General features: G+C 69.6%; 33 protein-coding genes. 30 read left to right on the forward strand and 3 right to left on the reverse strand.

The annotated features are described in order from the left end of the window. Positions 1-39: 39 nt before the first annotated feature. The 24 genes from rplV (at position 40) to rplQ (ending at position 13435) form a co-directional block, all read left to right on the forward strand. Positions 40-438: a 50S ribosomal protein L22 gene (gene rplV, locus Q9S36_RS33455; RefSeq protein WP_064003329.1), complete on the forward strand. Its 399-nt coding sequence runs from the start codon at positions 40-42 to the stop codon at positions 436-438. Further along, positions 438-1193, forward strand: coding sequence for a 30S ribosomal protein S3 (gene rpsC / locus Q9S36_RS33460; RefSeq protein WP_064003328.1), 756 nt, complete (start codon positions 438-440; stop codon positions 1191-1193). The genes rplV and rpsC overlap by 1 nt, the downstream gene beginning before the upstream one ends. After that, entirely contained in the window at positions 1193-1612 is a 420-nt protein-coding gene (gene rplP / locus Q9S36_RS33465; protein ID WP_217528404.1) for a 50S ribosomal protein L16, read from the forward strand. Before rpsC ends, rplP begins: the two co-directional genes overlap by 1 nt. Further along, positions 1612-1926, forward strand: a complete 315-nt coding sequence (gene rpmC, locus Q9S36_RS33470; RefSeq protein WP_018187344.1) for a 50S ribosomal protein L29 — start codon at positions 1612-1614, stop codon at positions 1924-1926. Before rplP ends, rpmC begins: the two co-directional genes overlap by 1 nt. Continuing rightward, entirely contained in the window at positions 1926-2258 is a 333-nt protein-coding gene (gene rpsQ / locus Q9S36_RS33475; protein WP_253034943.1) for a 30S ribosomal protein S17, read from the forward strand. The genes rpmC and rpsQ overlap by 1 nt, the downstream gene beginning before the upstream one ends. A gap of 3 nt (positions 2259-2261) precedes the next feature. After that, a complete protein-coding gene (gene rplN / locus Q9S36_RS33480; RefSeq protein WP_064003326.1) occupies positions 2262-2630 on the forward strand; it encodes a 50S ribosomal protein L14 in 369 nt (122 codons plus the stop codon). 2 nt (positions 2631-2632) lie between these two features. Continuing rightward, a complete protein-coding gene (gene rplX / locus Q9S36_RS33485; RefSeq protein ID WP_311289124.1) occupies positions 2633-2992 on the forward strand; it encodes a 50S ribosomal protein L24 in 360 nt (119 codons plus the stop codon). A gap of 1 nt (position 2993) precedes the next feature. Next, positions 2994-3584 carry a 50S ribosomal protein L5 gene (rplE, locus tag Q9S36_RS33490; protein ID WP_251451657.1) on the forward strand — a complete coding sequence of 197 codons (591 nt, stop codon included), beginning with the start codon at positions 2994-2996 and terminating at the stop codon, positions 3582-3584. 114 nt (positions 3585-3698) lie between these two features. Then, complete coding sequence (rpsH, locus tag Q9S36_RS33495) at positions 3699-4097, forward strand: 30S ribosomal protein S8 (RefSeq protein WP_251451655.1); 399 nt, start codon at positions 3699-3701, stop codon at positions 4095-4097. 6 nt (positions 4098-4103) lie between these two features. Continuing rightward, entirely contained in the window at positions 4104-4640 is a 537-nt protein-coding gene (rplF, locus tag Q9S36_RS33500) for a 50S ribosomal protein L6 (protein ID WP_251451653.1), read from the forward strand. Positions 4641-4642: 2 nt separating this feature from the next. Beyond that, on the forward strand, positions 4643-5002 hold the full coding sequence (rplR, locus tag Q9S36_RS33505; protein ID WP_251451651.1) for a 50S ribosomal protein L18: 360 nt from the start codon (positions 4643-4645) through the stop codon (positions 5000-5002). Further along, positions 4999-5685, forward strand: coding sequence for a 30S ribosomal protein S5 (gene rpsE / locus Q9S36_RS33510; protein ID WP_311289125.1), 687 nt, complete (start codon positions 4999-5001; stop codon positions 5683-5685). Before rplR ends, rpsE begins: the two co-directional genes overlap by 4 nt. Then, complete coding sequence (gene rpmD, locus Q9S36_RS33515; RefSeq protein WP_023954062.1) at positions 5685-5870, forward strand: 50S ribosomal protein L30; 186 nt, start codon at positions 5685-5687, stop codon at positions 5868-5870. Before rpsE ends, rpmD begins: the two co-directional genes overlap by 1 nt. Continuing rightward, the gene (rplO, locus tag Q9S36_RS33520) at positions 5870-6484 is read left to right on the forward strand and encodes a 50S ribosomal protein L15 (RefSeq protein ID WP_311289126.1); all 615 of its coding nucleotides are present in this window, start codon (positions 5870-5872) and stop codon (positions 6482-6484) included. Before rpmD ends, rplO begins: the two co-directional genes overlap by 1 nt. 97 nt (positions 6485-6581) lie before the next feature. After that, complete coding sequence (gene secY, locus Q9S36_RS33525; protein WP_251451648.1) at positions 6582-7904, forward strand: preprotein translocase subunit SecY; 1323 nt, start codon at positions 6582-6584, stop codon at positions 7902-7904. Continuing rightward, a complete protein-coding gene (locus Q9S36_RS33530; RefSeq protein ID WP_311289127.1) occupies positions 7901-8512 on the forward strand; it encodes an adenylate kinase in 612 nt (203 codons plus the stop codon). The genes secY and Q9S36_RS33530 overlap by 4 nt, the downstream gene beginning before the upstream one ends. A gap of 3 nt (positions 8513-8515) precedes the next feature. Further along, on the forward strand, positions 8516-9352 hold the full coding sequence (gene map / locus Q9S36_RS33535; RefSeq protein ID WP_311289128.1) for a type I methionyl aminopeptidase: 837 nt from the start codon (positions 8516-8518) through the stop codon (positions 9350-9352). Between the two features lie 31 nt (positions 9353-9383). Then, positions 9384-10067, forward strand: coding sequence for a thioredoxin domain-containing protein (locus Q9S36_RS33540; RefSeq protein WP_311289129.1), 684 nt, complete (start codon positions 9384-9386; stop codon positions 10065-10067). 157 nt (positions 10068-10224) lie between these two features. Further along, positions 10225-10446: a translation initiation factor IF-1 gene (infA, locus tag Q9S36_RS33545; RefSeq protein WP_005050493.1), complete on the forward strand. Its 222-nt coding sequence runs from the start codon at positions 10225-10227 to the stop codon at positions 10444-10446. A gap of 62 nt (positions 10447-10508) precedes the next feature. Continuing rightward, positions 10509-10625 carry a 50S ribosomal protein L36 gene (gene rpmJ / locus Q9S36_RS33550; RefSeq protein ID WP_005050492.1) on the forward strand — a complete coding sequence of 39 codons (117 nt, stop codon included), beginning with the start codon at positions 10509-10511 and terminating at the stop codon, positions 10623-10625. 225 nt (positions 10626-10850) lie between these two features. Next, positions 10851-11225 carry a 30S ribosomal protein S13 gene (rpsM, locus tag Q9S36_RS33555; RefSeq protein ID WP_251451640.1) on the forward strand — a complete coding sequence of 125 codons (375 nt, stop codon included), beginning with the start codon at positions 10851-10853 and terminating at the stop codon, positions 11223-11225. Positions 11226-11257: 32 nt separating this feature from the next. Continuing rightward, on the forward strand, positions 11258-11656 hold the full coding sequence (gene rpsK, locus Q9S36_RS33560) for a 30S ribosomal protein S11 (protein WP_251451638.1): 399 nt from the start codon (positions 11258-11260) through the stop codon (positions 11654-11656). Positions 11657-11805: 149 nt separating this feature from the next. Beyond that, complete coding sequence (locus tag Q9S36_RS33565; protein ID WP_251451636.1) at positions 11806-12795, forward strand: DNA-directed RNA polymerase subunit alpha; 990 nt, start codon at positions 11806-11808, stop codon at positions 12793-12795. A 49-nt stretch (positions 12796-12844) separates the two neighbouring features. Next, positions 12845-13435 carry a 50S ribosomal protein L17 gene (gene rplQ, locus Q9S36_RS33570; RefSeq protein ID WP_311289130.1) on the forward strand — a complete coding sequence of 197 codons (591 nt, stop codon included), beginning with the start codon at positions 12845-12847 and terminating at the stop codon, positions 13433-13435. Positions 13436-13885: 450 nt separating this feature from the next. Here rplQ and Q9S36_RS33575 read toward each other — a convergent pair whose 3' ends face one another. Then, the gene (locus Q9S36_RS33575; RefSeq protein ID WP_311289131.1) at positions 13886-14752 is read right to left on the reverse strand and encodes a DUF559 domain-containing protein; all 867 of its coding nucleotides are present in this window, start codon (positions 14750-14752) and stop codon (positions 13886-13888) included. Positions 14753-15007: 255 nt separating this feature from the next. On the opposite strand from Q9S36_RS33575, the gene Q9S36_RS33580 reads away from it, so the two are divergent. The 5 genes from Q9S36_RS33580 (at position 15008) to Q9S36_RS33600 (ending at position 20585) form a co-directional block, all read left to right on the forward strand. Next, on the forward strand, positions 15008-16054 hold the full coding sequence (locus Q9S36_RS33580; RefSeq protein ID WP_311289132.1) for a GNAT family N-acetyltransferase: 1047 nt from the start codon (positions 15008-15010) through the stop codon (positions 16052-16054). A gap of 209 nt (positions 16055-16263) precedes the next feature. After that, entirely contained in the window at positions 16264-17655 is a 1392-nt protein-coding gene (locus Q9S36_RS33585; protein ID WP_311289133.1) for a PqqD family peptide modification chaperone, read from the forward strand. Between the two features lie 182 nt (positions 17656-17837). Continuing rightward, the gene (locus Q9S36_RS33590; protein WP_311289134.1) at positions 17838-18680 is read left to right on the forward strand and encodes a universal stress protein; all 843 of its coding nucleotides are present in this window, start codon (positions 17838-17840) and stop codon (positions 18678-18680) included. Positions 18681-18791: 111 nt separating this feature from the next. Continuing rightward, a complete protein-coding gene (locus Q9S36_RS33595) occupies positions 18792-19901 on the forward strand; it encodes a tRNA pseudouridine synthase A (RefSeq protein ID WP_311289135.1) in 1110 nt (369 codons plus the stop codon). An 84-nt stretch (positions 19902-19985) separates the two neighbouring features. After that, entirely contained in the window at positions 19986-20585 is a 600-nt protein-coding gene (locus tag Q9S36_RS33600; RefSeq protein ID WP_311289136.1) for a hypothetical protein, read from the forward strand. Here Q9S36_RS33600 and Q9S36_RS33605 read toward each other — a convergent pair. Next, on the reverse strand, positions 20563-21756 hold the full coding sequence (locus Q9S36_RS33605) for a hypothetical protein (RefSeq protein WP_311289137.1): 1194 nt from the start codon (positions 21754-21756) through the stop codon (positions 20563-20565). The two genes, Q9S36_RS33600 and Q9S36_RS33605, sit on opposite strands and share 23 nt — an antisense overlap. Then, the gene (locus Q9S36_RS33610) at positions 21753-23393 is read right to left on the reverse strand and encodes a PAS domain-containing sensor histidine kinase (RefSeq protein WP_311289138.1); all 1641 of its coding nucleotides are present in this window, start codon (positions 23391-23393) and stop codon (positions 21753-21755) included. The genes Q9S36_RS33605 and Q9S36_RS33610 overlap by 4 nt, the downstream gene beginning before the upstream one ends. A gap of 173 nt (positions 23394-23566) precedes the next feature. Between Q9S36_RS33610 and Q9S36_RS33615 the strand changes: the two genes are divergently transcribed. Next, positions 23567-25027, forward strand: a complete 1461-nt coding sequence (locus tag Q9S36_RS33615; RefSeq protein ID WP_251451616.1) for a glycosyltransferase — start codon at positions 23567-23569, stop codon at positions 25025-25027. Positions 25028-25216: the final 189 nt, after the last annotated feature.

Below are 25216 nucleotides of genomic sequence, written 5' to 3' on the forward strand. Positions count from 1 at the left end.
GCGGCGACGCTCTCAGAGAGAGGAAGAGGAGGAGTACAAATGGTGGAATCCATCGCACGCGTGAAGCACATCCGCGTGACCCCTCAGAAGGCTCGTCGTGTCGTCGCGCTCATCAAGGGCAAGCAGGCTCAGGAGGCTCTCGCCATCCTGAAGTTCGCTCCCCAGGGTGCCAGCGAGCCCATCTACAAGCTCGTGGCCGCTGCGGTCGCGAATGCTCGTGTGAAGGCCGACAAGGACAACGAGTTCCTGGACGAGCAGGACCTGTACGTGAAGAACGCGTACGTGGACGAGGGCACGACGCTCAAGCGTTTCCAGCCCCGCGCCCAGGGTCGCGCGTTCCAGATCAAGAAGCGCACCAGCCACATCACGGTCGTGCTCTCGACCCCCGAGGTCGCCGAGTCCGCCCCGGCTGCCCAGACCAAGAAGGCGAGCAAGTAATGGGACAGAAGGTCAACCCGTACGGCTTCCGCCTCGGCATCACCACCGACCACGTGTCGCGTTGGTTCTCGGACTCCACCAAGCCCGGGCAGCGCTACGCCGACTACGTGGCGGAGGACGTCAAGATCCGTCGCCTCCTGACGACGTCGCTCGACCGTGCCGGCGTGAGCAACATCGAGATCGAGCGCACGCGTGACCGCGTCCGCGTCGACATCCACACCGCCCGCCCGGGCATCGTGATCGGCCGCCGCGGCGCCGAGGCCGAGCGCATCCGCGCCGACCTCGAGAAGCTCACCGGCAAGCAGATCCAGCTGAACATCCTCGAGGTGAAGAACCCCGAGGCCGACGCTCAGCTGGTCGCGCAGGGCATCGCCGAGCAGCTCTCCGCCCGTGTGGCCTTCCGCCGCGCGATGCGCAAGGGTCTGCAGGGTGCGCAGCGCGCCGGTGCCAAGGGTGTCCGCATCCAGGTCTCCGGCCGCCTCGGCGGCGCCGAGATGAGCCGTTCGGAGTTCTACCGCGAAGGCCGTGTGCCCCTGCACACCCTCCGCGCGAACATCGACTACGGCTTCTACGAGGCGAAGACCACCTTCGGCCGCATCGGCGTGAAGGTCTGGATCTACAAGGGCGACCTCACCAACAAGGAGCTCGCTCGCGAGCAGGCCAACGCGCCGAAGTCACGTCGTGACGACCGCGGTGGCGACCGTCGTCGTGGCCCCCGCAGCGAGGCCCCCGTCGCAGAAGGAGCGTCTGCCTGATGCTTATTCCCCGCAAGGTCAAGTACCGCAAGCAGCACCACCCGAAGCGTGACGGCGCCGCCACCGGCGGCACGACGGTCAGCTTCGGTGAGTTCGGCATCCAGGCCCTCACGCCCGCTTACGTGACGAACCGTCAGATCGAGTCCGCTCGTATCGCCATGACGCGTCACATCAAGCGTGGCGGAAAGGTGTGGATCAACATCTACCCCGACCGTCCGCTCACCAAGAAGCCGGCCGAAACCCGCATGGGTTCCGGTAAGGGTTCGCCCGAGTGGTGGGTCGCCAACGTCAAGCCGGGTCGCGTCCTCTTCGAGGTCGCGGGCGTCAACGAGCAGCTCGCTCGCGAGGCCCTGACCCGTGCCATCCACAAGCTGCCGCTCAAGGCACGCATCATCAAGCGCGAGGAGGGCGACGCGTAATGGCCGTCGGCACCAAGACGCTCGCCCCGAGCGAGCTGGACACGTTCGAAGACCAGCGCCTCGTGGAGGAGCTGCGCAAGGCCAAGGAAGAGCTGTTCAACCTGCGCTTCCAGTCGGCCACCGGCCAGCTCGAGAGCCACGGCCGCATCCGTGCGGTCAAGCGCGACATCGCGCGGCTCTACACCGTCATCCGCGAGCGGGAGCTCGGCATCCGTGCCACCCCCGCCCCGGTCGAGACGGCCACCAAGGCGAAGAAGAGCAAGGCCAAGAAGGCGGACGAGTCCGCTGAGGCCGCGAAGGAAGAGGCCGAGTGATGGCTGAGAAGAAGGATGCCGCTACGGCGCCCGTGACCACTGGTCACGAGTCGGCCGAGCACGACGTCCGCGACGTCAACGCCCGTGGGTACCGCAAGGCCCGCCGCGGCTACGTCGTCAGCGACAAGATGGACAAGACGATCGTCGTCGAGGTCGAGGACCGCGTGAAGCACCCCCTCTACGGCAAGGTCATCCGCCGCACGTCGAAGGTGAAGGCTCACGACGAGCAGAACACCGCCGGCATCGGCGACCTCGTCCTCATCAACGAGACCCGTCCGCTCAGCGCCACCAAGCGCTGGCGCCTGGTCGAGATTCTCGAGAAGGCGAAGTAAGCAATGATCCAGAACGAGTCTCGCCTCAAGGTCGCCGACAACACCGGCGCCAAGGAGCTCCTCACGATCCGCGTCCTCGGTGGTTCCAACCGCCGTTACGCCGGTGTCGGGGATGTCATCGTGGCGACCGTCAAGGACGCGATCCCGGGCGGCAACGTCAAGAAGGGCGATGTGGTCAAGGCCGTCATCGTCCGCACCGTCAAGTCGACCCGTCGTCCCGACGGCTCGTACATCAAGTTCGACGAGAACGCCGCCGTCATCCTGAAGAACGACGGGGAGCCCCGCGGCACCCGCATCTTCGGCCCGGTCGGTCGTGAGCTTCGCGACAAGAAGTTCATGAAGATCGTCTCGCTCGCACCGGAGGTCATCTGATCATGGCGAAGATCAAGAAGGGCGACCTGGTTCAGGTCATCTCGGGCGCCAAGCCCGAGCGCGGCGGCGACCGCGGCAAGCAGGGCAAGGTCCTCGAGGTCCTCACCGAGCAGAACCGCGTCATCGTCGAGGGCGTGAACTACGTCACCAAGCACAACCGCGTGGGCCAGACCCAGCGCGGCACCAAGACCGGCGGCATCGAGACCTTCGAGGCGCCGATCCACATCTCCAACGTCGCACTCGTCGACCCCTCGACCAAGAAGCCGACCCGCGTCGGCCACCGCGTCGAGGAGCAGACGAAGGACGGCGTGAAGCGCACCGTCCGCGTGCGTTTCGCGAAGAAGTCAGGCAAGGACCTCTGATATGAGCACCACCACTGCCGCGCCGGCTGGCAAGATCCAGCCGCGCCTGAAGCAGAAGTACCGCGCTGAGATCCAGCAGAAGCTGCAGGAGGAGTTCGGCTACGCGAACGTCATGCAGATTCCCGGTCTCGTCAAGGTCGTCGTCAACACCGGTGTCGGTGAGGCTGCTCGCGACAGCAAGGTGATCGATGGTGCGGTCGACGACCTCACCAAGATCACGGGGCAGAAGCCGGTCGTCACCAAGGCCCGCAAGTCGATCGCCCAGTTCAAGCTGCGCGAGGGCCAGGCCATCGGCGCCCACGTCACCCTGCGCGGCGACCGCGCGTGGGAGTTCGTGGACCGTCTGGTGAACCTCGCCCTGCCCCGTATCCGCGACTTCCGCGGCCTCTCGGGCGCGCAGTTCGACGGACACGGCAACTACACGTTCGGTCTGCAGGAGCAGTCGGTCTTCCACGAGATCGACCAGGACCGGATCGATCGCGTCCGCGGCTTCGACATCACCATCGTGACGTCGGCGTCGACGGACGCTGAAGGTCGCGCCCTGCTGCGCCACCTCGGCTTCCCGTTCCGCAACGAGGACGCTCAGGCGTAATCCCCGCTCGGCAACCCGGTTGCCGAGAAGGCCGCGACGCGGCCGAATCGAAACACACCACAGGTCGGCCGTCGTGTAACGGCGTACGAAACCTGGTGAACGAAGGAATCACTCATGACAATGACAGACCCGGTCGCAGACATGCTGACCCGTCTGCGCAACGCGAACTCGGCGCACCACGACTCCGTGTCGCTGCCGAGCTCCAAGCTCAAGACCAACATCGCCGACATCCTCAAGCAGGAGGGCTACATCTCGGACTGGACCGTCGCGGACGCCCGCGTCGGTCAGACCCTGACCCTCACGCTCAAGTACGGCCCGAACCGCGAGCGGTCGATCGCCGGCATCAAGCGCGTGTCGAAGCCCGGTCTGCGCGTCTACGCGAAGTCGACCGAGATCCCCACGGTCCTCGGCGGCCTCGGCGTCGCGATCCTGTCCACCTCCTCCGGTCTTCTCACCGACCGTCAGGCCGAGCAGAAGGGCGTGGGTGGGGAAGTCCTCGCCTACGTGTGGTGATCTGACATGTCCCGCATCGGACGTCTTCCCATCGACATCCCCTCCGGCGTGACCGTCGAGGTGGCCGGCCAGAACGTCGCCGTCAAGGGCCCGAAGGGCGAGCTCCAGCTCACCGTCGCCAAGCCCATCGCGGTCGAGGTCGAAGAGGGCCAGGTCGTCGTGTCCCGTGCCGACGACGAGCGCGAGTCGCGCTCGCTGCACGGCCTGACGCGCACGCTCATCAACAACAACATCATCGGTGTCACCCAGGGCTACACCAAGGGCCTCGAGGTCGTCGGTACGGGATACCGCGTCGCGCAGAAGGGCAGCTCGGTCGAGTTCGCCCTCGGCTTCTCGCACCCCGTCCTGGTCGAGCCCCCCGCGGGCATCACCTTCACGGTCGAGGGCAACAACAAGCTCACCGTGAGCGGCATCGACAAGCAGGCCGTCGGCGAGGCGGCCGCCAACATCCGCAAGATCCGCAAGCCCGAGCCGTACAAGGGCAAGGGTGTGCGGTACGCCGGCGAGGTCGTTCGGCGCAAGGCCGGAAAGAGTGGTAAGTAACCATGGCTGTCAAGACCAAGACTCAGGCGCGTACGCGCCGTCACGCCCGCCTTCGCAAGAAGGTCGTCGGCACCGAGCTGCGTCCGCGCCTCGTCGTGACCCGCTCGGCCCGTCACGTCTTCGTCCAGGTGGTCGACGACGCGAAGGGTCACACCGTGGCCTCGGCCTCCACCCTCGAGGCGGACCTGCGTTCGTTCGACGGTGACAAGACCGCCAAGGCGCGCAAGGTCGGCGAGCTCGTCGCCGAGCGTGCGAAGGCCGCCGGCATCGAGGATGTCGTTTTCGACCGCGGTGGCAACCGCTACGCGGGCCGGGTCGCGGCGATCGCCGACGGCGCCCGTGAAGGAGGTCTGAACCTGTGAGTGACAACAAGGAGAGCAACGTGACCGAGCAGGCTGCTGCCGAGGCTCCGGCCGAGGCGGCCACGGCTCCGGCCGAGCGCGAGCGCGAGCCGCGCCGCGGCGGGCGCGAGCGCAACCCCAACCGCGACCGCGGTGGGCGCGACCGCAACGAGAGCCAGTTCCTCGAGCGCGTCGTCACCATCAACCGCGTGTCGAAGGTCGTCAAGGGTGGTCGTCGCTTCAGCTTCACCGCGCTCGTCGTCGTCGGCGACGGCAACGGCGTCGTGGGCGTCGGCTACGGCAAGGCCCGTGAGGTCCCCCTCGCCATCTCCAAGGGTGTCGAAGAGGCCAAGCGGAACTTCTTCCGCGTGCCCCGCTCGGCGTCGACCATCCCGCACCCGGTGCAGGGCGAGGCCGCTGCCGGCGTCGTGCTGCTGCGTCCGGCCGCTGCCGGTACCGGTGTCATCGCCGGTGGCCCGGTCCGCGCCGTGCTCGAGTGCGCCGGAATCCACGACGTCCTGTCGAAGTCGCTCGGCTCGTCGAACACGATCAACATCGTGCACGCGACCGTCGCAGCGCTGAAGCAGCTCGAGGAGCCCCGTGCCGTCGCCGCTCGTCGCGGACTCGAGTTCGATCAGGTGGCCCCGGCGCGCCTCGTGCGCGCAGAGGCCGAGGCTGCCGCTGCCGCGAAGGTTGGTGCATGATGGCCGCCCGTCTGAAGGTGACCCAGGTCAAGTCCAAGGTGAGCGAGAAGCAGAACCAGCGTGACACGCTGCGTTCGCTCGGTCTGAAGCGGATCGGCGACTCCGTCGTCCGTCCGGACGACGCGCAGACGCGCGGTTACGTCAAGACCGTCGCGCACCTCGTGAAGGTTGAGGAGATCGACTGATGGCTGAGAAGGCCGAGAAGGCGACCGAAGAGGTCGTCGAGAAGAAGGCTTCCGCCAAGAAGGCTGCGCCCAAGGCCGCCGCCAAGGCAGACGCCAAGCCCGCCGCCGAGAAGGCGCCGGCGAAGAAGGCCGCCGCCAAGAAGGCGGAGCCCAAGAAGGACGTCGCGGTTTCGCGCCCCGGCGTGCTCAAGGTCCACCACCTGCGTCCCGTCCCGGGTGCTCACACCGCCAAGACCCGTGTGGGTCGCGGTGAGGGCTCGAAGGGCAAGACCGCGGGCCGTGGCACCAAGGGCACCAAGGCCCGCTACCAGGTCAAGGTCGGCTTCGAGGGTGGGCAGATGCCGCTGCACATGCGCACCCCCAAGCTCCGCGGCTTCAAGAACCCGTTCCGCGTCGAGTACCAGGTCGTGAACCTGGAGAAGCTCGCCGAGCTCTACCCGCAGGGTGGGGACGTCACGGTGGGCGACCTCGTCGCGAAGGGCGCGGTCCGCAAGAACGAGAAGGTCAAGGTGCTCGGCACCGGCGACATCTCGGTGAAGCTCAACGTGACCGTCGACAAGGTCTCCGGCTCCGCAGAGCAGAAGATCGTCGCCGCCGGCGGTTCCGTCAAGTAGTGCACCAGAGGGGGTCGGAGCTTGCTCCGGCCCCCTCTGCGTTACCCTGGACGTCGGTGCGCCCTGTGCGCCCGGCATCCCCTCTGGAGGCATCCTCTTGTTCAGCGCCATCGCGCGGGTCTTCCGTACCCCCGACCTTCGTCGGAAGATCGCATTCACCCTGGCCATCATCACGCTCTACCGACTGGGCGCCCACGTCCCGGCGCCGTTCGTCGACTTCCCCAACGTGCAGTCCTGCCTCAGTGCGAGCGCGGGCACCGAGGGGCTGCTGTCGTTGGTCAACCTCTTCTCGGGCGGTGCACTGCTGCAGCTGTCCATCTTCGCGCTGGGCGTCATGCCCTACATCACCGCGACGATCATCGTCCAGCTGCTGCGCGTGGTCATCCCGCACTTCGAGACCCTCTACAAGGAGGGGCAGGCGGGCCAGGCCAAGCTGACCCAGTACACGCGCTACCTCACCATCGCGCTCGCGCTGCTGCAGTCCACGACGCTCGTCACGGTCGCCCGCAGCGGCCAGCTCTTCGGGATCACCGGCGTTCCCGAGTGCGAGCAGCTGCTGACCAACGACGTGTGGTGGGCCCAGCTGCTCATGATCATCACGATGACCGCCGGCACCGGCCTCATCATGTGGTTCGCCGAGCTCGTCACCGAGCGCGGCGTCGGCAACGGCATGTCGCTGCTGATCTTCGTCTCGATCGCCGCGGCGTTCCCGGGCTCGCTGTGGGCCATCTGGCAGTCCCGCGGCTTCGAGGTGTTCCTCCTCGTCCTCGCGGTGGGCGTGCTCGTGATCGCGCTCGTGGTCTTCGTCGAGCAGTCGCAGCGCCGCATCCCGGTGCAGTACGCCAAGCGGATGGTCGGCCGCCGCACGTACGGCGGGACGAACACGTACATCCCCATCAAGGTCAACATGGCCGGTGTGGTGCCCGTCATCTTCGCCTCGTCGCTGCTGTACATCCCGGCGCTGATCGCGCAGTTCAACCAGCCGCAGGCCGGCGAGACCGTTCCGGCGTGGGTGGCGTGGATCCAGCAGTACCTCGTGACCGGCGACCACCCGCTCTACATGGCGCTGTACTTCCTGCTGATCGTCGGCTTCACGTACTTCTACGTCGCGATCACGTTCAACCCGGTCGACGTCGCCGACAACATGAAGAAGTACGGCGGCTTCATCCCCGGCATCCGCGCGGGTCGTCCGACCGCCGAGTACCTCGACTACGTCCTCACGCGCATCACCCTGCCGGGCTCCATCTACCTGGGCCTCATCGCCCTGCTGCCGCTCATCGCCCTGGCCACGGTCGGCGCGAACCAGAACTTCCCGTTCGGCGGCGCCTCGATCCTCATCATCGTCGGTGTGGGTCTCGAGACCGTGAAGCAGATCGACGCGCAGCTCCAGCAGCGCCACTACGAGGGACTTCTCCGATGACGCACGACCACACGCAGGCACGGCTCCTCATCGTCGGGCCCCAGGGCTCCGGCAAGGGCACGCAGGGCGTGCGGATCGCCGAGGCCTTCGGGATCCCCGCGATCTCGACCGGTGACGTCTTCCGCGCGGCCGTGGCCGCAGGCTCCGACCTCGGCCAGCAGGTGAAGGCCATCATCGAGGCGGGCGACCTGGTTCCCGACGAGCTGACCAGCGCCGTCGTGCGCGAGCGGCTTTCGCAGGGCGACGCCGCCGGGGGCTTCCTCCTCGACGGGTACCCGCGCAACCTCGGTCAGGTCCGCGACCTGGACGCGTTCCTCGAAGACCGCGGCGAAGCGCTCGACGCCGTCATCGAGCTCAGCGTCCCGCGGGACGAGAGCATCACCCGCCTCTCGCTGCGCGCGCAGGAGCAGGGTCGCACCGACGACACCGAAGAGATCATCGCGAACCGCCTGTCGATCTACGAGCGCGAGACCGCTCCGATCCTCGAGGTGTACCGCGAACGCGGCATCGTCGACGCCGTCGACGGCGTGGGATCGCTGGACGAGATCACGGCGCGCATCGTCGCCGCCCTCGAGGCGCGCGGCTTCGTGCGCTCCGCCGCGGCCTGAGCCGTGCTCCGCCGCTCGATCTACAAGACCCCCGCGCAGCTGCGGGCGATGGTGGAACCCGGTCTCATCACCGCCGCCGCCCTCGACGCGGTCCGGGCCCTCGTCGCCCCGGGAGTGACGACGGGCGCGCTGGACGCCGCGGCATCCGAGGCGATCGTCTCGCGTGGAGCGCGGTCGAACTTCCAGCTCGTGCGCGGCTACCGGCACACCATCTGCGCCTCCGTGAACGAGCAGGTCGTGCACGGCATCCCCGGCGATCGGATGCTGGAGCCCGGCGACATCGTCTCGATCGACTGCGGAGCGGAGTACAAGGGCTGGAACGGCGACTCGGCCTTCACCGTCGTGGTGCCCGATCCCTCGCGGCCCGAGCTCGTCGCCCAGCGGGAGCGCCTGAGCGAGGTCACGCGAGGGTCCCTCTGGGCGGGTATCGCGGCATTGGCCTCGGCGTCCCACCTCGGCCAGGTCGGCGCGGCCATCCAGGACTACATCGAGGCGAATGCACCCGAGGGCGGGTACGGGATCCTCCGCGACTACGTCGGCCACGGCATCGGGCGCAAGATGCACGAGTCCCCGTCGATCTTCAACTACCGCACCCCTGAGCCCGGCGCCGAGGTGCGACCGGGACTCGCCGTCGCGATCGAGCCGATGGTCGTGGCGGGAGACCAGGCGACCTTCACCGAGGACGACGATTGGACCGTGTCGACCCTCGACGGGTCGTCCGGCTCACACTGGGAACATAGCGTCGCCGTGCACGATCAGGGCGTATGGGTGCTGACCGCACCCGACGGGGGCGCGGCCGAGCTGGCGCGCTTCGGCGTGACGCCGCAGCCCATCGCGTGAGCGCACCCGCATTCGACACCGAGGAGAAGTGATGGCAGCGCAGGCGCGCAAAGTGAACTGGTTCGCGATCTGGGTGAGCGTCGGCCTCGTCGTCGCGCTCGCGCTCGTCGCGGTGCTGGTGGTCACGCTCAACAACGCCGCGAACGAGCCGGGCGAGGCCCCGCAGGCGTCGAACATCGAGGCCGAGACCGGCGCGATCCTCATCGGCGACGGCGAGAACCGCCTCGACACCTACATCGACTTCATGTGCCCGGTGTGCAACCAGTTCGAGCAGGCGTACGGCGAATCCATCCAGGGACTCGTCGACGACGGCACGGCCACGCTCGGCATCCACCCGATCTCGATCCTCGACCGCGCGTCGCAGGGCTCCGAGTACTCGACCCGCTCCGCCAACGCGATGTACTGCGTCGCCGTGGCCGACGCGGATGCCGCGCTGCCGTTCATGCAGACCATGTTCGCCAACCAGCCGGCTGAGGGGACGACGGGCCTCACCGATGAGCAGATCATCGAAGTGGCAGGATCGGTCGGCGTCACCGGCATCGACACGTGCGTCACCGAGGGCACCTATGCGGACTTCGTCGCGGAGATGACCGAGGAGACCCCGGTCCAGCCCGGCCAGGCCGGGATCGCCACCCCGACCATCGCGGTCAACGGCGAGGCGATCTCCAACTCCGACCTGCCCGAGCCGGCGGCGCTCGCCTCGCTCTTCGAGTGAGAGGAGCCCGCGGCGGGCGGTATCGAGACCGAGTTGCCGCGGCATCCGCTATCACGTACTATTGATCTTTGGTGCTTTGCGCCTGTCTCGGCGTGTCCGGGCACCACCCACCCCATCCACCGCAGACCGACCGGTCTGCACAAGTGTTAGCGAGCGTATGGCGAAGAAAGACGGTGTCATCGAGATCGAGGGCGTCGTGTCCGAGGCTCTGCCCAACGCGATGTTCCGCGTCGAGCTGACCAACGGTCACAAGGTACTCGCCACGATCTCGGGAAAGATGCGGCAGAACTACATCCGCATCATCCCCGAGGACCGCGTGGTCGTGGAGCTCTCGCCCTACGACCTGACCCGCGGCCGCATCGTCTACCGCTACCGCTAGACCGGTCGAGAAGTAACGCCCCCGCCCTCGTGCGGGCGGCGAAGACAGCGAAACAGGAAATCATGAAGGTCAACCCCTCCGTCAAGCCCATCTGCGACCACTGCAAGGTCATCCGTCGTCACGGTCGCGTCATGGTCATCTGCAAGTCCAACCCGCGTCACAAGCAGCGCCAGGGTTGATGTGAGACGTGTCGATGCGCCAGCCGCATCGACACGCGAACGTCAAGGCTGAGCGAGGCCGCCGCAGGCGACCGAGACGAAGCCACACACACCTACAACTGAACACACAAACGGCAGGATCAGACGTTTCGACGGGCTCAACGGCCCGACGAGACCGACACCTCGGGGCGGAGGCCCGGGCACCGATCCTGCTCCACACCTCCACGACACTCCTAGGAGAGCCGCATGGCACGTCTCGCCGGCGTCGACATCCCGCGCGACAAGCGCGTGGTCATCGCCCTGACCTACATCTACGGCATCGGCCGTACCCGCTCGAACGAGATCCTCACCGCGACGGAGATCGACGAGAACATCCGCGTCAAGGACCTCACCGACGAGCAGCTCGTCGCACTCCGTGACCACATCGAGGGCACCTACAAGGTGGAGGGTGACCTTCGCCGCGAGGTCGCCGCCGACATCCGCCGCAAGGTCGAGATCGGCTCGTACGAGGGCATCCGCCACCGCCGTGGCCTCCCCGTCCGCGGCCAGCGCACCAAGACCAACGCGCGCACCCGCAAGGGCCCGAAGCGCACCGTCGCCGGCAAGAAGAAGGCGCGCTAGTCCGGCGCCCCCTGGTTTAGGAGAGAACGAACATGGCACAGGCCAAGACCGCCGCGCGCAAGCCGCGCCGCAAGGAGAAGAAGAACATCGCCGTGGGCCAGGCCCACATCAAGTCGACGTTCAACAACACGATCGTCTCGATCACCGACCCCTCGGGCGCTGTCATCAGCTGGGCCTCGTCGGGTGGCGTGGGCTTCAAGGGCTCGCGCAAGTCGACCCCGTACGCCGCAGGCATGGCCGCGGAGTCCGCTGCCCGCCAGGCGCAGGAGCACGGCGTCAAGAAGGTCGACGTCTTCGTGAAGGGTCCGGGTTCGGGCCGCGAGACCGCGATCCGCTCGCTGACCGCCGCCGGTCTCGAGGTGGGCTCGATCCAGGACGTGACGCCGCAGGCCCACAACGGCTGCCGTCCGCCGAAGCGCCGCCGCGTCTGATCTTCCGTGCCGGGCGTCGGGGTCTCGCACCCCGACGCCCGGCCACCGCACGTTCACGGATGCCGGAGGACCGGCATCCCGGATCAAAACTCAACACCTCACCCACCGCACGTGTCATATAGCGGGCACGTGATCGAAAGGAACACATAGTGCTCATCGCACAGCGTCCCACTCTGACCGAGGAGAAGATCGGGGAGTTCCGCAGCCGCTTCATCATCGAGCCGCTCGAGCCCGGCTTCGGTTACACGATCGGCAACGCGCTGCGTCGCAGCCTCCTGTCGTCGATCCCCGGCGCAGCCGTCACCTCCATCCGCATCGACGGCGTCCTCCACGAGTTCAGCACCATCCCGGGTGTCAAAGAGGATGTCACCGAGATCATCCTCAACATCAAGCAGCTCGTCGTCTCGAGCGAGCGTGACGAGCCCATCACCGCGTACCTGCGCAAGACGGGCTCCGGCGAGGTCACCGCGGCGGACATCTCCGCCCCGGCCGGCGTCGAGGTGCACAACCCCGACCTGGTCATCGCGACCCTGAACGACACCGCCAAGTTCGAGCTCGAGCTCACCATCGAGCGCGGCCGCGGCTACGTGTCGGCGACCCAGAACCGCAACGAGTACGCCGAGGCCGGCCAGGTGCCGATCGACTCGATCTACTCGCCGGTGCTGAAGGTCAGCTACCGCGTGGACGCGACCCGTGCCGGTGAGCGCACCGACTTCGACAAGCTCGTCCTGGACGTCGAGACGAAGTCCTCGATCGCCCCGCGCGACGCCGTCGCTTCGGCCGGTCGCACCCTCACCGAGCTGTTCGGTCTCGCCCGCGAGCTGAACGTCGAGGCCGAGGGCATCGAGATCGGCCCCGCGCCGGTCGAGACCGTCCTGTCGAACGAGCTGTCGATGCCGATCGAGGACCTCGACCTGTCGGTCCGCTCCTACAACTGCCTCAAGCGCGAGGGCATCAACACGGTCTCCGAGCTGGTCGCCCTGTCGGAGACGCAGCTGATGAACATCCGCAACTTCGGTCAGAAGTCGGTCGACGAGGTGCGCGACAAGCTCGTCTCGCTCGGCCTGTCGCTGAAGGACTCGGTCCCCGGGTTCGACGGCGCGCACTTCTACGGCGGCTACGACGACGAGAACGTCTGAGCCGTCCGGCTCCCTCCCCGACCGACTTTTCCCACTGGAGTAATCGAGAATGCCCAAGCCCACGAAGGGTCCCCGCCTCGGAGGCGGTCCCGCACACGAGCGTCTGCTGCTGGCGAACCTGGCCGCCGCGCTGTTCACCCACAAGTCGATCAAGACGACCGAGACCAAGGCCAAGCGCCTGCGTCCGCTCGCCGAGCGCCTGATCACGTTCGCCAAGCGCGGCGACCTGCACGCGCGTCGTCGCGTGCTGTCGATCATCGGTGACAAGGAAGTCGTGCACGTCCTGTTCGCCGAGATCGCGCCGCTGGTCGCCGACCGTGAGGGCGGCTACACCCGCATCACCAAGGTCGGCAACCGCAAGGGCGACAACGCGCCCATGGCCGTCATCGAGCTCGTCCTCGAGCCCGTGACCCCGAAGGCGAAGTCGTCGTCGTCGAAGAAGGCCGCCCCGGCGGCCGCCGCTCCGGCTGAGGATGCTGCTCCGGCTGAGGATGCTGCTGCCGACGAGGCCGCTTCGGCTGACGCGGACGAGACCGCCGCGGACGAGTCGGCAACCGAAGCCGGCGCCGAGTCGCCGGAAGAGGGCGCTGCCGCCGAGGCCGCTGCCGAGGACGCCGTCGAGGACAAGAAGTCCGAGTGACCCTGCGGGCTCCCTGAGCCCGCAGCGGTCCTCCCCGCGAGACCCGCCGCCCTTCGGGGCGGCGGGTCTCGCTGCGTCCGGGGCGGGTGATGCGGGCGGGGGCGCGGGGTCACAGCCCCTCCACGTGGCGGCATCCGCGCCCGGTCCCGTGTCTGGGTGGATCACAACTCCTGCACGTGCGCTATCCGGTCCCGTGTCTGGGTGGATCACAACTCCTGCACGTCGCGGCATCCGGTCCGCCCGTGCCCGCGGAAACCGGGGGTGCGCGCACTCCTTCCGCCGTGCGGTGCAGGAGTTGTGATCCGCGGATGCCTCCCCGGCGGCTCGGTCCGCGAGGAGCCGTCCCGCGGATGCAGGAGTTGTGATCCCCAGCCGAGCGCGAGACGAGCCGAGGGAACGCCGGGAGCCCGGCGTGAGCGGTTCCGGCTCTGTGACGACGCAGGAGTCGGGTCAGGCGACCCTGGGCGCCCATGCCCGCGCGACGTCGCGGAGCACGTCGCGGACGTCGTCGGGGTGGTACATGACGTCCGCGGCCATAAGGCGGATGGTGGCGTAGCCGAGGCGCGCCGCCTCGACGTCGCGGATGCGATCCTTCTGCTGCGACTCCCACCCCTCGTGGTGCGCGCGGCTGTCGCACTCGATGATGAGCACGCCGCCGATCACGAAGTCGACGCGTCCGACACCCGGAATGCTCACCTGGATCTCGAACGGGATGCCGAGCTGTCGCAGCATGAGCCGGAGGAGCGATTCCGGTCCCGACTCGGCGCGCGGGTCGACGAGCGTGAGCAGGATGCGGTAGCGCGGCGGAAGCGAGGCGAACACCTCGCGTAGCTGCCGTCGCTTCACCGTTCGCGAACGCAGGAGGCTGTCGAGAGTCGCGACGACCTCCCGCGGGGGCTGGCACCGGATGAACTGCCGGAGGGCGTCCTCGAACGGGACGGACTCGAGCGAGCCCCCGGTATCTGCGCAGTCGCTCCAGTGGAGCCGGATCTTCGCCGCCGAGGCGCGGCTGCGCAGCCAGCGCTCTTTGCTCGTGTTCGGGCTGCGAAGACGGGAACCCCGTCGCTCGACCTGCACGTGCACGCGCTCGTCGCCCATGGTGAACGCCCCCGTCGCCGCGATCGCGGTCAGACAGGAGACCCGCCCGCCGATGCGCACCGCGGTGTCGCCATCCGCCGACGGCGTGATCGCGTAACGGTCGCGTCGCAGGCGCACGAGCACCCCGCGCTTGACATCCCGCGTGATGGTCTTCGCGGTGTAGCCCGCCTCGATGAGCCCAGCCCGGGTGAGGACTCGCGGCAACGTCGCATCGTGCATCCGTCGACGCTCGCACCGGGCGCGGGCGGCGACGGTCGTCCCCGGGCGGCTGTGCACAACGGTGCTGCCGGGGAGGGTTGGGGAGGAGGGGAGTGGGGCCGGGGCGGATCACAACTCCTGCACCCGGCGGCGTCGGCCGCGGCGCAGTGACGTGTTTCCGCGGATCGCGCTCGGGGTGACCGGCCGAGGTGCAGGAGTTGTGATCCGGCGCCGCGAGGATGGGGCAGGCAGGTACCGCGGGCGTAGGGTGGCGGGGTGAGTGACACCGCGACCGCACCCCTCGCCCAGCGTCTCGCGGATGCCGGGGCCGACGCGTCCGGACCGGCTGAGCCGCGGCATCCCGACATCGCCCGGTGGCGGGGCGCGACGCGCGACGACATCGACGCCATGCACGCGGTCTTCGCCGCCGCCGATCAGGTCGACCACCCGACATGGGTGACGCCGCGCGAAGAGGTCGAGGACACGTTCGACCTGCCGGACGTCGACCACGCGGTCGACACGATCCTGGCGATCGCGCACGACGGCACCGTCGTCGCGGCAGGGACGGCGATGCGGCATCCCGACACGACGACCCGCGTGAAGTCCTACCTGCAGGGAGCCGTTCACCCCACGTGGCGCCGCCGCGGCATCGGCGCCGAGCTGATGAGGTGGCAGTACTCCCGGGCGCTGCAGCAGCTGGCAGCATCGGGTTCGACGCTTCCGGGCGAGATCGACGTCTACGCCAGCGACGGAAACGACGGCGCCGTGAGGCTCGCGGAGGCCCTCGGACTTCGCACCGCGCGGTGGTTCACCTCGATGGTGCGGGACAACTCCGTGGCCGTCGCCGAACTGGCGGACCTCCCGGGCATCACTCTCGTGCCCTACAGCGCCGATCGCGCCGAGGATGCCCGACAGGCGCGCAACGACGCCTTCCGCGATCACTGGGGAAGCCTGCCGTCCAGTCCCGACCGGTGGCAGAAGTTCGTCGGCGGGCCGTTCCTGCGGCCGGACCTGTCGACGCTCGCCCTCGACGCCGACGGTCGGATCGTGGCCTTCTGTCTGGCGTCCGTCAACGAGGACGACTGGGTCACGCTCGGCGCGACGAACTCCTACATCGACCTCATCGGCGTCGTCCGCGACCGACGTGGGCAGGGACTTGCGCCGCGCGTGGTCGCGCGGACCCTGAGGGCCATGACGGATGCGGGCCTGGCGAAAGCCGTGCTCGATGTCGACACCGAGAGCCCCACCGGCGCGAACACGCTGTACGAGCGGCTCGGGTTCATCGCGACCGAGCGGGACCGCGCCCTCGTCCGCGAGTTCTGAACCGCGCGCTGTCCGCGAATACTCTCCGCGCCCACGGGCGAGGTCGGCGGGCGGCCACCAGCAGGTGGCCGCCCCCGCCCGCCCGCATCCGGCCGCCGCGTGACGCACGGTCGGGCGAGGCCGGCCGACGGCGCCACCAGCAGGCGGCCGCGTGCCCGCATCCGGCCGCCGCGTGCCGGGGGACCGGCGCCAGGCCCTACACTTCGGATGTGCCCGAGGTGTTCTGCGTCGACGCGGTCGGTGCGCGCATCGGGATCGACCTGAGCGGTCTGGATGAGGTCCGCGCCGCCGCGATCCGTCAGGCCTGGGCGGATGCCGCAGCCGACGGCATCCCGGATGTCGTCGTCACCCCCGCCGACGCTCCCGTCGAGAGCATGCTGTCCGGGCTGTCGCAGCTCGTGACGATCACCGCCATCGACGCGGCACGCGGGCAGGCGTGGATGCTGCACGCGGCGGGCCTCGCGAATGAGACCGGTGAGGTGGTGGTGCTCGTCGGTCCGTCGGGACGGGGCAAGACCACCGCCTCGCGCGTCCTGGGCCGGGAGTTCGGCTATGTGTCGGACGAGACCGTCGCCATCGAGGAATCCGGCCGCGTGCGCGCCTACCGCAAGCCGCTGTCGGTCATCGAGGATCCCGCGCTGCCCAAGGCGCAGGTGCCGCCTTCGGCCGCCGGTCTGCGGCCGCTGCCCGACGCGACGCTGCGCGTGTGCGCCATCGTGCTGCTGGACCGGCGGCCCGACCACGACGGAGCGCCCGAGATCGAGGTCCTCGACCTCGGAGACGCGCTCGGCGACCTGGTGGAGCAGTCGAGCTTCCTCACCCACGCCGACGCGCCGTTGCAGTTCATCGCGGACGTCGCCTCAGCCGCCGGCGGCGTCCGGCGCGTGGTGTACCGCGAGGCGGACGAGCTGGTGCCGGTGATCGCTGCGCTGATGGACGCCGGTCCCGCGGTGCTGCCCGCGCGCACGACGCCCGCCCAGAGCGGGTGGGAACCGGCATCCGCGGCCCTGCCGCAGGCCGTCGCGAGCACACCGGGCGCCGCGCCGCGCTTTCGCCGGGCCGACTGGGCGGACCACATCGAGCTGCACGACCCGGATCGCGTCGCCGTCCTGAGCGTGGACACCCGAGGGCGGGGCACGGTGCGGGTGCTGGCCGGCATCGCGCCGGCTGTGTGGCGCGCGGCGGACGGTGCGAGCCTGGACGAGCTGGCGGCGGCCGCCGTGGCCGCCTATGGCACTCCTCCCGGGCCGGATGCCGCTCCCGCCGTGCTCGTCGCCGTCGGCGCCCTGCTGGATGCCGGGCTGCTGGTCTCGGACGAACCGCGCCTGCGGCGTCGCGACGACGTCGCGTGGGTCGACCGCGACGACCGGGTCTACGCCCTCGCTCTCGACGACGTCGACGGACGGCCGCGCCTGCTCGAGGGCACAGCGGCGGTGCTCTGGGACTGGCTCGACGATCCGGTGACCTTGACCCAGCTGAGCGCCCGGGCCACGGAGCAGTCCGGCGCGTTGGACCACCGCGTCGCCGAGGACGTGGCGGTCTTCGTCGCCGAACTGGTCGACCTGCGCCTGGTCGCGCCGGTGGGAGAGCCGGGGCACTAGATCCTCCGGTGCCCTGAGTTCTCCGGGGTGTGGGGGTCTCCCGGCGCACCGGGTCTTCGCGCACGGGCTCTTCGAGCGCAGCGGGTCTTCCGGCCACTGGGTCTTTCGGCCCTGGTCGGTCGCGGCCGCCGCGCATAGCGTCGAAGCACACCTATCCAGACAGTCCCGAAGGGAGTGCCGAGATGTCGAAGAAGAAGATCGTCGTCGGCGTGGTTCCGACCGAGGCGGGGCGTCGCGCCGTCGAATGGGCGGCCGAACGGGCCGCCGCGACGCACACACCGCTCGAGCTCTTCCGCATCATCGGCGGCGCCGTCGGCGTCGTGGGCGAGGCGGCGCTGGTGACCGAGATCGAGGCGGCAGCCGCCGAGCATCTCGCGGCCGAGGCGGACAGCATCCGCTATCACGGCGTGCCTGTGACCACTCGCGTGGACCACGGCAACCCGGTCACGAAGCTCGTCGAGGCGTCGAAGGATGCCGGACTGCTGGTGATCGGCAGTGATTACCGCCCGGGGGGCAAGGGCCCGGCGCGCGGATTGCACGGCATCCGCATCAGCGCCGGCGCGCACTGCCCGGTCGTCGTCGTCCCCGACTCGGAGCACGGCGAACGCGCCGGCGTCGTGGTCGGGGTGGACGGATCGGAGCTCAGCGAGAAGGCGATCGCGTTCGCCGCCGCCGAGGCCGACCGGATCGGAGAGCCGCTGATCGCGGTCACCGCGTGGCAGCCCATGGAGGTGCCGCGCTCGCCGGGGCTGCAGCCGGCGAGCTACGTCGACGCGCTGCGGCAGCTCGCCGAGGAGGCGCAGGCGATCTCGCTCGCCGGTCTCGCGCAGACCTACCCCGACCTGCAGGTGGATCGCCACGTCGACGAGGGTGCCGCCGCCGACGTGCTGAGCGCCTATGCGGTGACGGCACGGATGACGGTGCTGGGATCCCACGGACGCGGCGCGGTGCGACGGTTCCTGCTGGGGTCGGTGAGCGAGCAGATGCTCTACCGCCTGCGTGGGCTCACCGCCATCGTCCGCTGAGGGCAGGGGCTGGGTTGCGAGACGGCGGGGGTGAAGCTGGGGTCGTGCCCGCTCGTCCTGGGGAGGCGGGCGGGCACGGTTAGGCCGGCAGGGCCCGGTTAGGCTGGGCGGGTGCGCATCCGGCTCGACATCGCCTACGACGGCACGCACTTCCGCGGCTGGGCCCGCCAGCCGGGTCTTCGCACCGTGCAGGGCACCCTCGAGGACGCGGTCGCCCGCATCCTCGGCGGCGAGCCGCGGCTGGTGGTCGCCGGCCGCACCGACGCCGGCGTGCACGCCAGCGACCAGGTCGCTCACCTCGACCTCGACGCCGACCAGCAGCTGCGGCTCCTGAACGTCCGGGGCCGGCGTGCGGCGGATCACAACTCCTGCACCCCGGCCGCGACGGCGGGCCCGGATGCCGCAAGAACCGCGGAATCCCGCGGGGGCGGTGCGGCGGGACCGGACCCGGCTGCAGGAGTTGTGATCCATCCGGCTCCGGGAACCGCACCCGCGCCGGCGACCGAGGCCGCGCAGCCCGCCGCGGCGCTCGCGGCACGCATGACGGGCGTGCTGGGCCAGTATGCCGACGTGGCGGTGGTTCGCTCCGCGCTCGCCCCGGCCGGATTCGACGCGCGGTTCTCGGCGGTGTGGCGCCGGTATGCGTACCGGATCGCCGACCGTGAGAGCGGCTACGACCCCCTCGAACGGCACCGCACGACGACGGTGCGCTCATTGCTGGACGTCGCGGCGATGGATGCCGCCGCGCGCAGTCTCATCGGCCTGCACGACTTCGCCGCGTACTGCAAGCCCCGCCCCGAGGCCACCACGATCCGAACGCTGCTGGAGTTCGACTGGCGGCGGGAGGCCGACGGCGTGCTCGTCGCAAACGTCAAGGCCGACGCGTTCTGCCACAGTATGGTGCGCGCCCTCGTGGGTGCGTGCGTCGCCGTCGGCGAGGGGCGCCTCTCCGTGGCCGACGTCGCCGAGATTCGCGACGAGGCCGAGCGCGTGCCCGAGGTGAAGGTGCTCGCCGCGCGTGGCCTCACCCTCACCGAGGTCGGCTATCCGGCGGACGAGCTGCTTGCGCAGCGTGCGGAGCAGACCCGCGCCCGTCGCGACGGCGACGCCGGCGGCGACGCCGGCACCGGCGCCGCCGACCCCGGCCCGGGCGCCGCCGACCGCGCCTTCGACCCGACCCGCGCCCGTCGCGACCGCGACGGCGACCGCGACGGCGCCTGATCGCCGCCCTCTAGAATGAGCCGAGTCGCGGGCGATCGTCGCCCGCGTTTCGTCTTCCGGGCTACCGGAGATTCTCGGGGGAGCATGAACACTGTCGCGCGCCGGTGGGTCGCCGTCATCGGGATCGCCGTCGCCGGGGCGGCGACGCTGAGCGGATGCGGGGTCGCACCGTGGGACGAGGCCGGCGGCTCCGCCACGCCGACCCCGACCGCGAGCGTCGCGCCGACGCCGATCCCCAACGACCTGTCGGGGGGCGCGACGGCGCGCGAACTGACCGCGGGAGCGGTGACCGCCGAGGTGGACTACTGGTCGACGCTGGGTATGGAGCGCTGGACGGCCACGGCGCTCAAACCGGTGAGCCTGTCGATGACGACGACGGTGGCTCCCGACGACGGGCAGAAGGTGTACCTGCAGTCGGCCACGATGATCGCCGTCCCGGGCACGGCCGAGGCCGACCTGGCGCCCCTGGAGGCGCAGCAGGACGCGTCCACCGTGAGTCCCGGCTACCTCGTGCTCGACCCGTACAGCTACTCGCAGACCTTCGTCACGGGCCCCGTGCCCGACGAGGCGACGCACGTGACCCTGCAGTTCACGTTCGACTTCCTGGTGCAGACGACGCCGACGTCGAAGGAGTACGCAAAGCAGACCGCGACCGACACGCTCACGGTCGCTCTGACGGACTGATCGCCCCCAGCACCGTCTCGGGGCTGACCCGCTCCCACCGGTCGCCGCCGCGCGCCTGCGCATTGGCGGCGGCCTGCGCGGCGAGATACAGCAGGACCGTCAGGTCGTAGCCCGCCGTCGAAGCCGGAACCCACCCGGCGCTCGCCGAGGGGCGCACCGGGATGCGGCCGTACGGCGGCAGCTGCGAGATGCGGCTGAGGGCCACGCGGATGAGCTGACGCACCTGGGGGTTGGGGCTCGGGGTGAGCACGACGACGACGCCGGCGGCGGGGGAGGAGATCTCGGCATCGGGCGGGAACGTCTCGCGCAGCACCTGCTCGGCGCGGGAGGTGGTGGTCGCGAGCGCGGGCGCGCCGGCGACCCGGCGCACCTCGGCGGCGTCATCGAGCTGGAACGAGATCACCGACCAGGGGGTGCCCGTCTCGCGCCCGCGGACGAGGCGGGCGTGCGCGGACTCTTCGAACCGGTCCCACTCCCGTGTCGGCCCGGTCCGCAGCCTCCGAGCGATGTCGCGGATCGACGGCCCGATCGTGGCGATCAGCACGCACCCGAGGAAGAGCACCAGAAAGCTCGTCCGCACGAGCCGCATGGTGATCAGCTCCAGCCCCATCAACGGCGTCCCGACGAGTCCGGTGACGTAGACGAGCACGCCGATCGCGACGAGCAGAGCGGATGCCGCCACGAGCGGCACCAGGAAGGGGTCACGCGGGCGGGGCTGCACGACCCACTCGGCGACCACGAGGGCGGCGAAGACCCCCGCCGCGAGCAGGGCGATGCGCCACACCGGGCCGAGTGCGAGCGGGTCGTCGCTGAAGAGCATCGCGACCGACGCCCCGGCGCTGACGAGAGGTCCGGCCCACACGAAGGCGAGGGCCGTGCGGCGGGCGCGCATCCCCGACCACACCAGCGCGGGTACGCCGGCGAAGAGGCCGAGGGCAGCCAGCCGCATGCTCGGCGAGCCGACGGCGTCGGCGGCGACGACGCCGCACCCGGCGATCATCGCCACCGTCAGCGCCGTCGACCAGAGAAGGGTCGTCCGGCTGGGGCGGAAGAGGAACCCGACGCTGTACGCCGCGATCGTCGCGAGGGTCGTGAACAGCGCCAGCACCAGGCCGAGAAGCCCCTCCAGTCCGGTCGTGGCGACGGCGTGATGGAAATCCGCCGAGATCATGCCATCGCCTGCCGTTCGGTGGATGCCGCCGCGTACGGCAGCCGCAGCGTGACGGTCGTGCCGGCGCCGCGCTCGCTGTCGACCGTCAGCCCTCCGTCGTGCTCGAGGACGATCTCGCGGCTGATGCCGAGGCCGAGGCCGGTGCCGGGAGCGCTGGTGACGGCTTCGTCGGTGCGGAAGTACGGGGTGAAGATGTCGGCGAGGTGCTCGGCGCCGATGCCGATCCCGGTGTCGGTGATCGCCACGACGGCGTCGGCATCCTCCCGGCCCGCGCTCATCCACACGTGTCCGCCGCGCGGGGTGTACTTGACCGCGTTGCTGACCAGGTTGTCGACGACCTGGCGAAGGCGGAACGCGTCGCCGACGATCGGCAGCGGCTCGTCCGCCTCGACGGCGAAGGCGATGTCCTTGGCGGCGGCGGCGGCGGCGAAGGACTCCACGGATTCGCGGACGATGTCGCGCAGGTCGAGCCGGTGACGGGGGCGGCTGGCGGGCCTGCGCTGCCCGGGCTCGGTGAGCAGGGTCGTCGTCATCTCGAGCATCCGCTCGCTCGCGCGGTGGATGCTCTCCAGCTGATCGCGGGTGCGCGGCGGCAGATCGTCGGCCTCGAGCGCCAGTTCGGCGTAGCCGAGGACGGCGGTGAGCGGGTGCTTCAGCTCGTGCGAGGCGATCGCCGCCAGCCGCCGCCGCTCGCGTTCGGCGAGCACGACCTCGGTGACGTCGTGCACGAAGAGGAGTGTGCGACTGGCTTCGTCGCCCTGGTCGCCCTCGCGCTTCGTGGTGATCGAGAGCGCGCGCCACGAGCCGTCGACGGTGTACAGCCAGACCCGCAGGTCGTCGAGCGTCTCGCCGCGCGCCGCGCGTGCGACGGGACGCTGGTCGACCGGCAGCGGGATACCGCCTTCGGCGTCGTACTCGATGGAGCGCGCGGGCTGGGCGGCGTCGTGCGGGTCGAGCCCGTAGAGGCGGACGTAGGCGTCGTTGGTGGTGACGATGCGGCCCGAGGGGGTCACGCGCGCGACGGCGGTGTCGAGGCCGTTCAGCAGGTCGCTGACGCGTCGCTCCTGCCGCGAGCTGCGGTCCAGTGTCGCCTGGAGGCGACGCGCCTGACGCCGCATGAGCGTGCGGTAGGCCTTCGCCGCCCGCATCGTGATGTGGGCGGTGATGCCGAGGAAGCCGAGCGAGAGCAGCGTCAGCACGATCCGCAGCGGCGACTCGCCGGTGCCGGAGGTGAGAGCGGACGCCAGCAGCATCGCCGCGATGAGGGCGAGCATCCCTGCCAGTGCGATGGGCGAGAACCGCATCGCCACCCACATGACGGGGAAGATCCAGAACGCTCCGAAGCGCAGATCGCTGTCGTACGACATGAGACCGATCGCGACGGCATCCACGAAAGGAATCGCGATGACGGCTTTCGAGCGAAGCCATCGTCGCGGAGCGGCGAGGCTCGAGATGGTGGCGATGACGATGATCAGGATGCCGGTGGCCACGGTCGGGCGTGCGAACAGCACCGGGTCGATCACGAGGATCGCCACGATCAGCACCACGACGCTCACCGCCAGTGAGAGCTGGGTGAGCCAGATCGACCGCGTGCGGGAATCAGGCACGCCGAGCGCCCCTGACTGCTTCACGGTCATGGGGGGAGTCTATCGGCGGTGGCGTACGGTTCCCCTCGGTCGACGGTGCGTCGTCCGGTGGATTCCTTGAGGTTTTCTTGCGGTTACCTCGGGGCCTTCCGGTCGGGTCCTTGCGGTCGACCCGGCAGAGTGTTCCTCGGCAGCCACGAGGCGCCCCGACCGGAGAACCGAGAATGACCGACATCGTCCGCCGCACCGAGCGCATCGCCGCCGGCTCGACCCCCGTCGAGGCCGAGCCGCAGCGCGCCAGGGCGGAGGAGTTCGAGTCGGTCCTCGAGAGCATCTCGGTGCACCGCTCGACGATCGGCTGCGTGATCCCGGCGTACAACGAGGAGGAGTCGATCGCCCAGGTGATCGAGAGCCTGCTCGCTCAGACGCGGGTCCCGGACGTCATCCACGTGGTGGTCAACAACACCTCCGACCAGACGGTGAAGATCGCCTCGCAGTACAGCGGCCCCCACGAACTCGTCACGGACCTCGGCGATCAGTTCACCGAGGTGTTCGTCCACGACATCGGCAAGAACCCCGACAAGAAGGTCGGCGCTCTGAACTACGGGTACGCGCTCGTCGAGGGGTACGACTATCTGCTGGGCGTCGACGGCGACACGGTCGCCGACGCGCGGGCCGTCGAGCTCCTCGAGGCCGAGGCCGTCAAGGACACCCGCATCGGCGGCATCTCGGCGATCTACTCGATCGACGACCGTCCGATCACCGGATTCATCGCGAAGTTCCTCATCGCCGGCCAGCGCACGCAGTTCGCCGCGTTCAACATGCAGAACCTGCTGCGCGGGCGCAACATGGCGGTGCTCGGCGGGCAGTTCTCTATCTTCGCCACGCAGGCGCTGCGCGATGTCATGCGCGACAACCACCAGGCCACCCCGTGGGTGAAGGACAGCGAGGTCGAGGACTCGCTGCTGTCGCTGCAGATCAAGAGCGCCGGCTACCTGACCAAGATCAGCCCGTTCGCCCGCGCCGATGTCGGCGGCATGACCACTCTCCGCGGCTACGACGCCCAGCAGGTGAAGTGGACCTACGGCGCGATCGAGCTCATGTGGCCGGGTCAGCGTGGCGACACCAAGGGGCAGCCGTTTCACCCGAACCTGCGGCTGCGCTGGTTCGAGAACGTCGGAATGCTCACGAACCTCTTCGTCCGCATCGCGTTCCTGGTGCTGCTGGCGGGCTCGCTCTCGATCAACGCGTTCGTGTTCTCGCCGTGGTGGCTCATCCCGCCGGCGGTGGCGGTGCTGCTGAACCTGCGCATCGCGCTCACGCTGAAGACCCGCACCGCGCGCGACGTCCTCTTCGCGCTGCTGATCGTGCCGGCGGAGCTGTTCATGTGGATCCGGCTCAGCCACTTCATCCGCTCGTGGACCCGCTTCCTCTCGCGCAAGCAGGTCGACAACTGGGCCATGCAGGCCAAGGCAGAGAAGGGCGGTGGGCACGCCCACTGGGCTCCCTTCGTCGTGCTGGCCGCGGTCCTGGTTGCCGTCGCGCTGATCTGGACCATGCTGGGTCCGGTCGCGCAGTCGTCGATCCTCTGGATCGGCTGGCCGATCGTCGGTGTCGTCACCGTCCTACAGACTCTCCTCATGTTCGTGAAGCTGATGCGCAGGCAGCACGGATACAGAGTGTGAGAAAGCCGCGTGGGGCCGACTGGGGATCTGGGGATTCCGGCCGCACGCACCGGGAGCGCTTCACCCGAAGAGGTGCTCCCCCGAAGCTCCCCCCGGGACCGACCCGAGGTCCCGGGGTGGAGCATCCGGACGGCGGCGCTGGGGCGCCGCGGACCGGGACTGGGGATGCTGGGGGGTCAGGGCTCTGGG

This window comes from Microbacterium sp. ARD31 (genome assembly GCF_031844425.1).

What these genes read in the sequence shown, in the direction of transcription:
- rplV (WP_064003329.1), top strand. Translation starts at nt 40, where the DNA reads ATGGTGGAATCCATCGCACGCGTGAAGCACATCCGCGTGACCCCTCAG.
- rpsC (WP_064003328.1), top strand. Translation starts at nt 438, where the DNA reads ATGGGACAGAAGGTCAACCCGTACGGCTTCCGCCTCGGCATCACCACC.
- rplP (WP_217528404.1), top strand. Translation starts at nt 1,193, where the DNA reads ATGCTTATTCCCCGCAAGGTCAAGTACCGCAAGCAGCACCACCCGAAG.
- rpmC (WP_018187344.1), top strand. Translation starts at nt 1,612, where the DNA reads ATGGCCGTCGGCACCAAGACGCTCGCCCCGAGCGAGCTGGACACGTTC.
- rpsQ (WP_253034943.1), top strand. Translation starts at nt 1,926, where the DNA reads ATGGCTGAGAAGAAGGATGCCGCTACGGCGCCCGTGACCACTGGTCAC.
- rplN (WP_064003326.1), top strand. Translation starts at nt 2,262, where the DNA reads ATGATCCAGAACGAGTCTCGCCTCAAGGTCGCCGACAACACCGGCGCC.
- rplX (WP_311289124.1), top strand. Translation starts at nt 2,633, where the DNA reads ATGGCGAAGATCAAGAAGGGCGACCTGGTTCAGGTCATCTCGGGCGCC.
- rplE (WP_251451657.1), top strand. Translation starts at nt 2,994, where the DNA reads ATGAGCACCACCACTGCCGCGCCGGCTGGCAAGATCCAGCCGCGCCTG.
- rpsH (WP_251451655.1), top strand. Translation starts at nt 3,699, where the DNA reads ATGACAATGACAGACCCGGTCGCAGACATGCTGACCCGTCTGCGCAAC.
- rplF (WP_251451653.1), top strand. Translation starts at nt 4,104, where the DNA reads ATGTCCCGCATCGGACGTCTTCCCATCGACATCCCCTCCGGCGTGACC.
- rplR (WP_251451651.1), top strand. Translation starts at nt 4,643, where the DNA reads ATGGCTGTCAAGACCAAGACTCAGGCGCGTACGCGCCGTCACGCCCGC.
- rpmD (WP_023954062.1), top strand. Translation starts at nt 5,685, where the DNA reads ATGGCCGCCCGTCTGAAGGTGACCCAGGTCAAGTCCAAGGTGAGCGAG.
- rplO (WP_311289126.1), top strand. Translation starts at nt 5,870, where the DNA reads ATGGCTGAGAAGGCCGAGAAGGCGACCGAAGAGGTCGTCGAGAAGAAG.
- Q9S36_RS33530 (WP_311289127.1), top strand. Translation starts at nt 7,901, where the DNA reads ATGACGCACGACCACACGCAGGCACGGCTCCTCATCGTCGGGCCCCAG.
- Q9S36_RS33540 (WP_311289129.1), top strand. Translation starts at nt 9,384, where the DNA reads ATGGCAGCGCAGGCGCGCAAAGTGAACTGGTTCGCGATCTGGGTGAGC.
- infA (WP_005050493.1), top strand. Translation starts at nt 10,225, where the DNA reads ATGGCGAAGAAAGACGGTGTCATCGAGATCGAGGGCGTCGTGTCCGAG.
- rpmJ (WP_005050492.1), top strand. Translation starts at nt 10,509, where the DNA reads ATGAAGGTCAACCCCTCCGTCAAGCCCATCTGCGACCACTGCAAGGTC.
- rpsM (WP_251451640.1), top strand. Translation starts at nt 10,851, where the DNA reads ATGGCACGTCTCGCCGGCGTCGACATCCCGCGCGACAAGCGCGTGGTC.
- rpsK (WP_251451638.1), top strand. Translation starts at nt 11,258, where the DNA reads ATGGCACAGGCCAAGACCGCCGCGCGCAAGCCGCGCCGCAAGGAGAAG.
- rplQ (WP_311289130.1), top strand. Translation starts at nt 12,845, where the DNA reads ATGCCCAAGCCCACGAAGGGTCCCCGCCTCGGAGGCGGTCCCGCACAC.
- Q9S36_RS33575 (WP_311289131.1), bottom strand. Translation starts at nt 14,752, where the DNA reads ATGCACGATGCGACGTTGCCGCGAGTCCTCACCCGGGCTGGGCTCATC.
- Q9S36_RS33590 (WP_311289134.1), top strand. Translation starts at nt 17,838, where the DNA reads ATGTCGAAGAAGAAGATCGTCGTCGGCGTGGTTCCGACCGAGGCGGGG.
- Q9S36_RS33600 (WP_311289136.1), top strand. Translation starts at nt 19,986, where the DNA reads ATGAACACTGTCGCGCGCCGGTGGGTCGCCGTCATCGGGATCGCCGTC.
- Q9S36_RS33605 (WP_311289137.1), bottom strand. Translation starts at nt 21,756, where the DNA reads ATGATCTCGGCGGATTTCCATCACGCCGTCGCCACGACCGGACTGGAG.
- Q9S36_RS33610 (WP_311289138.1), bottom strand. Translation starts at nt 23,393, where the DNA reads ATGACCGTGAAGCAGTCAGGGGCGCTCGGCGTGCCTGATTCCCGCACG.
- Q9S36_RS33615 (WP_251451616.1), top strand. Translation starts at nt 23,567, where the DNA reads ATGACCGACATCGTCCGCCGCACCGAGCGCATCGCCGCCGGCTCGACC.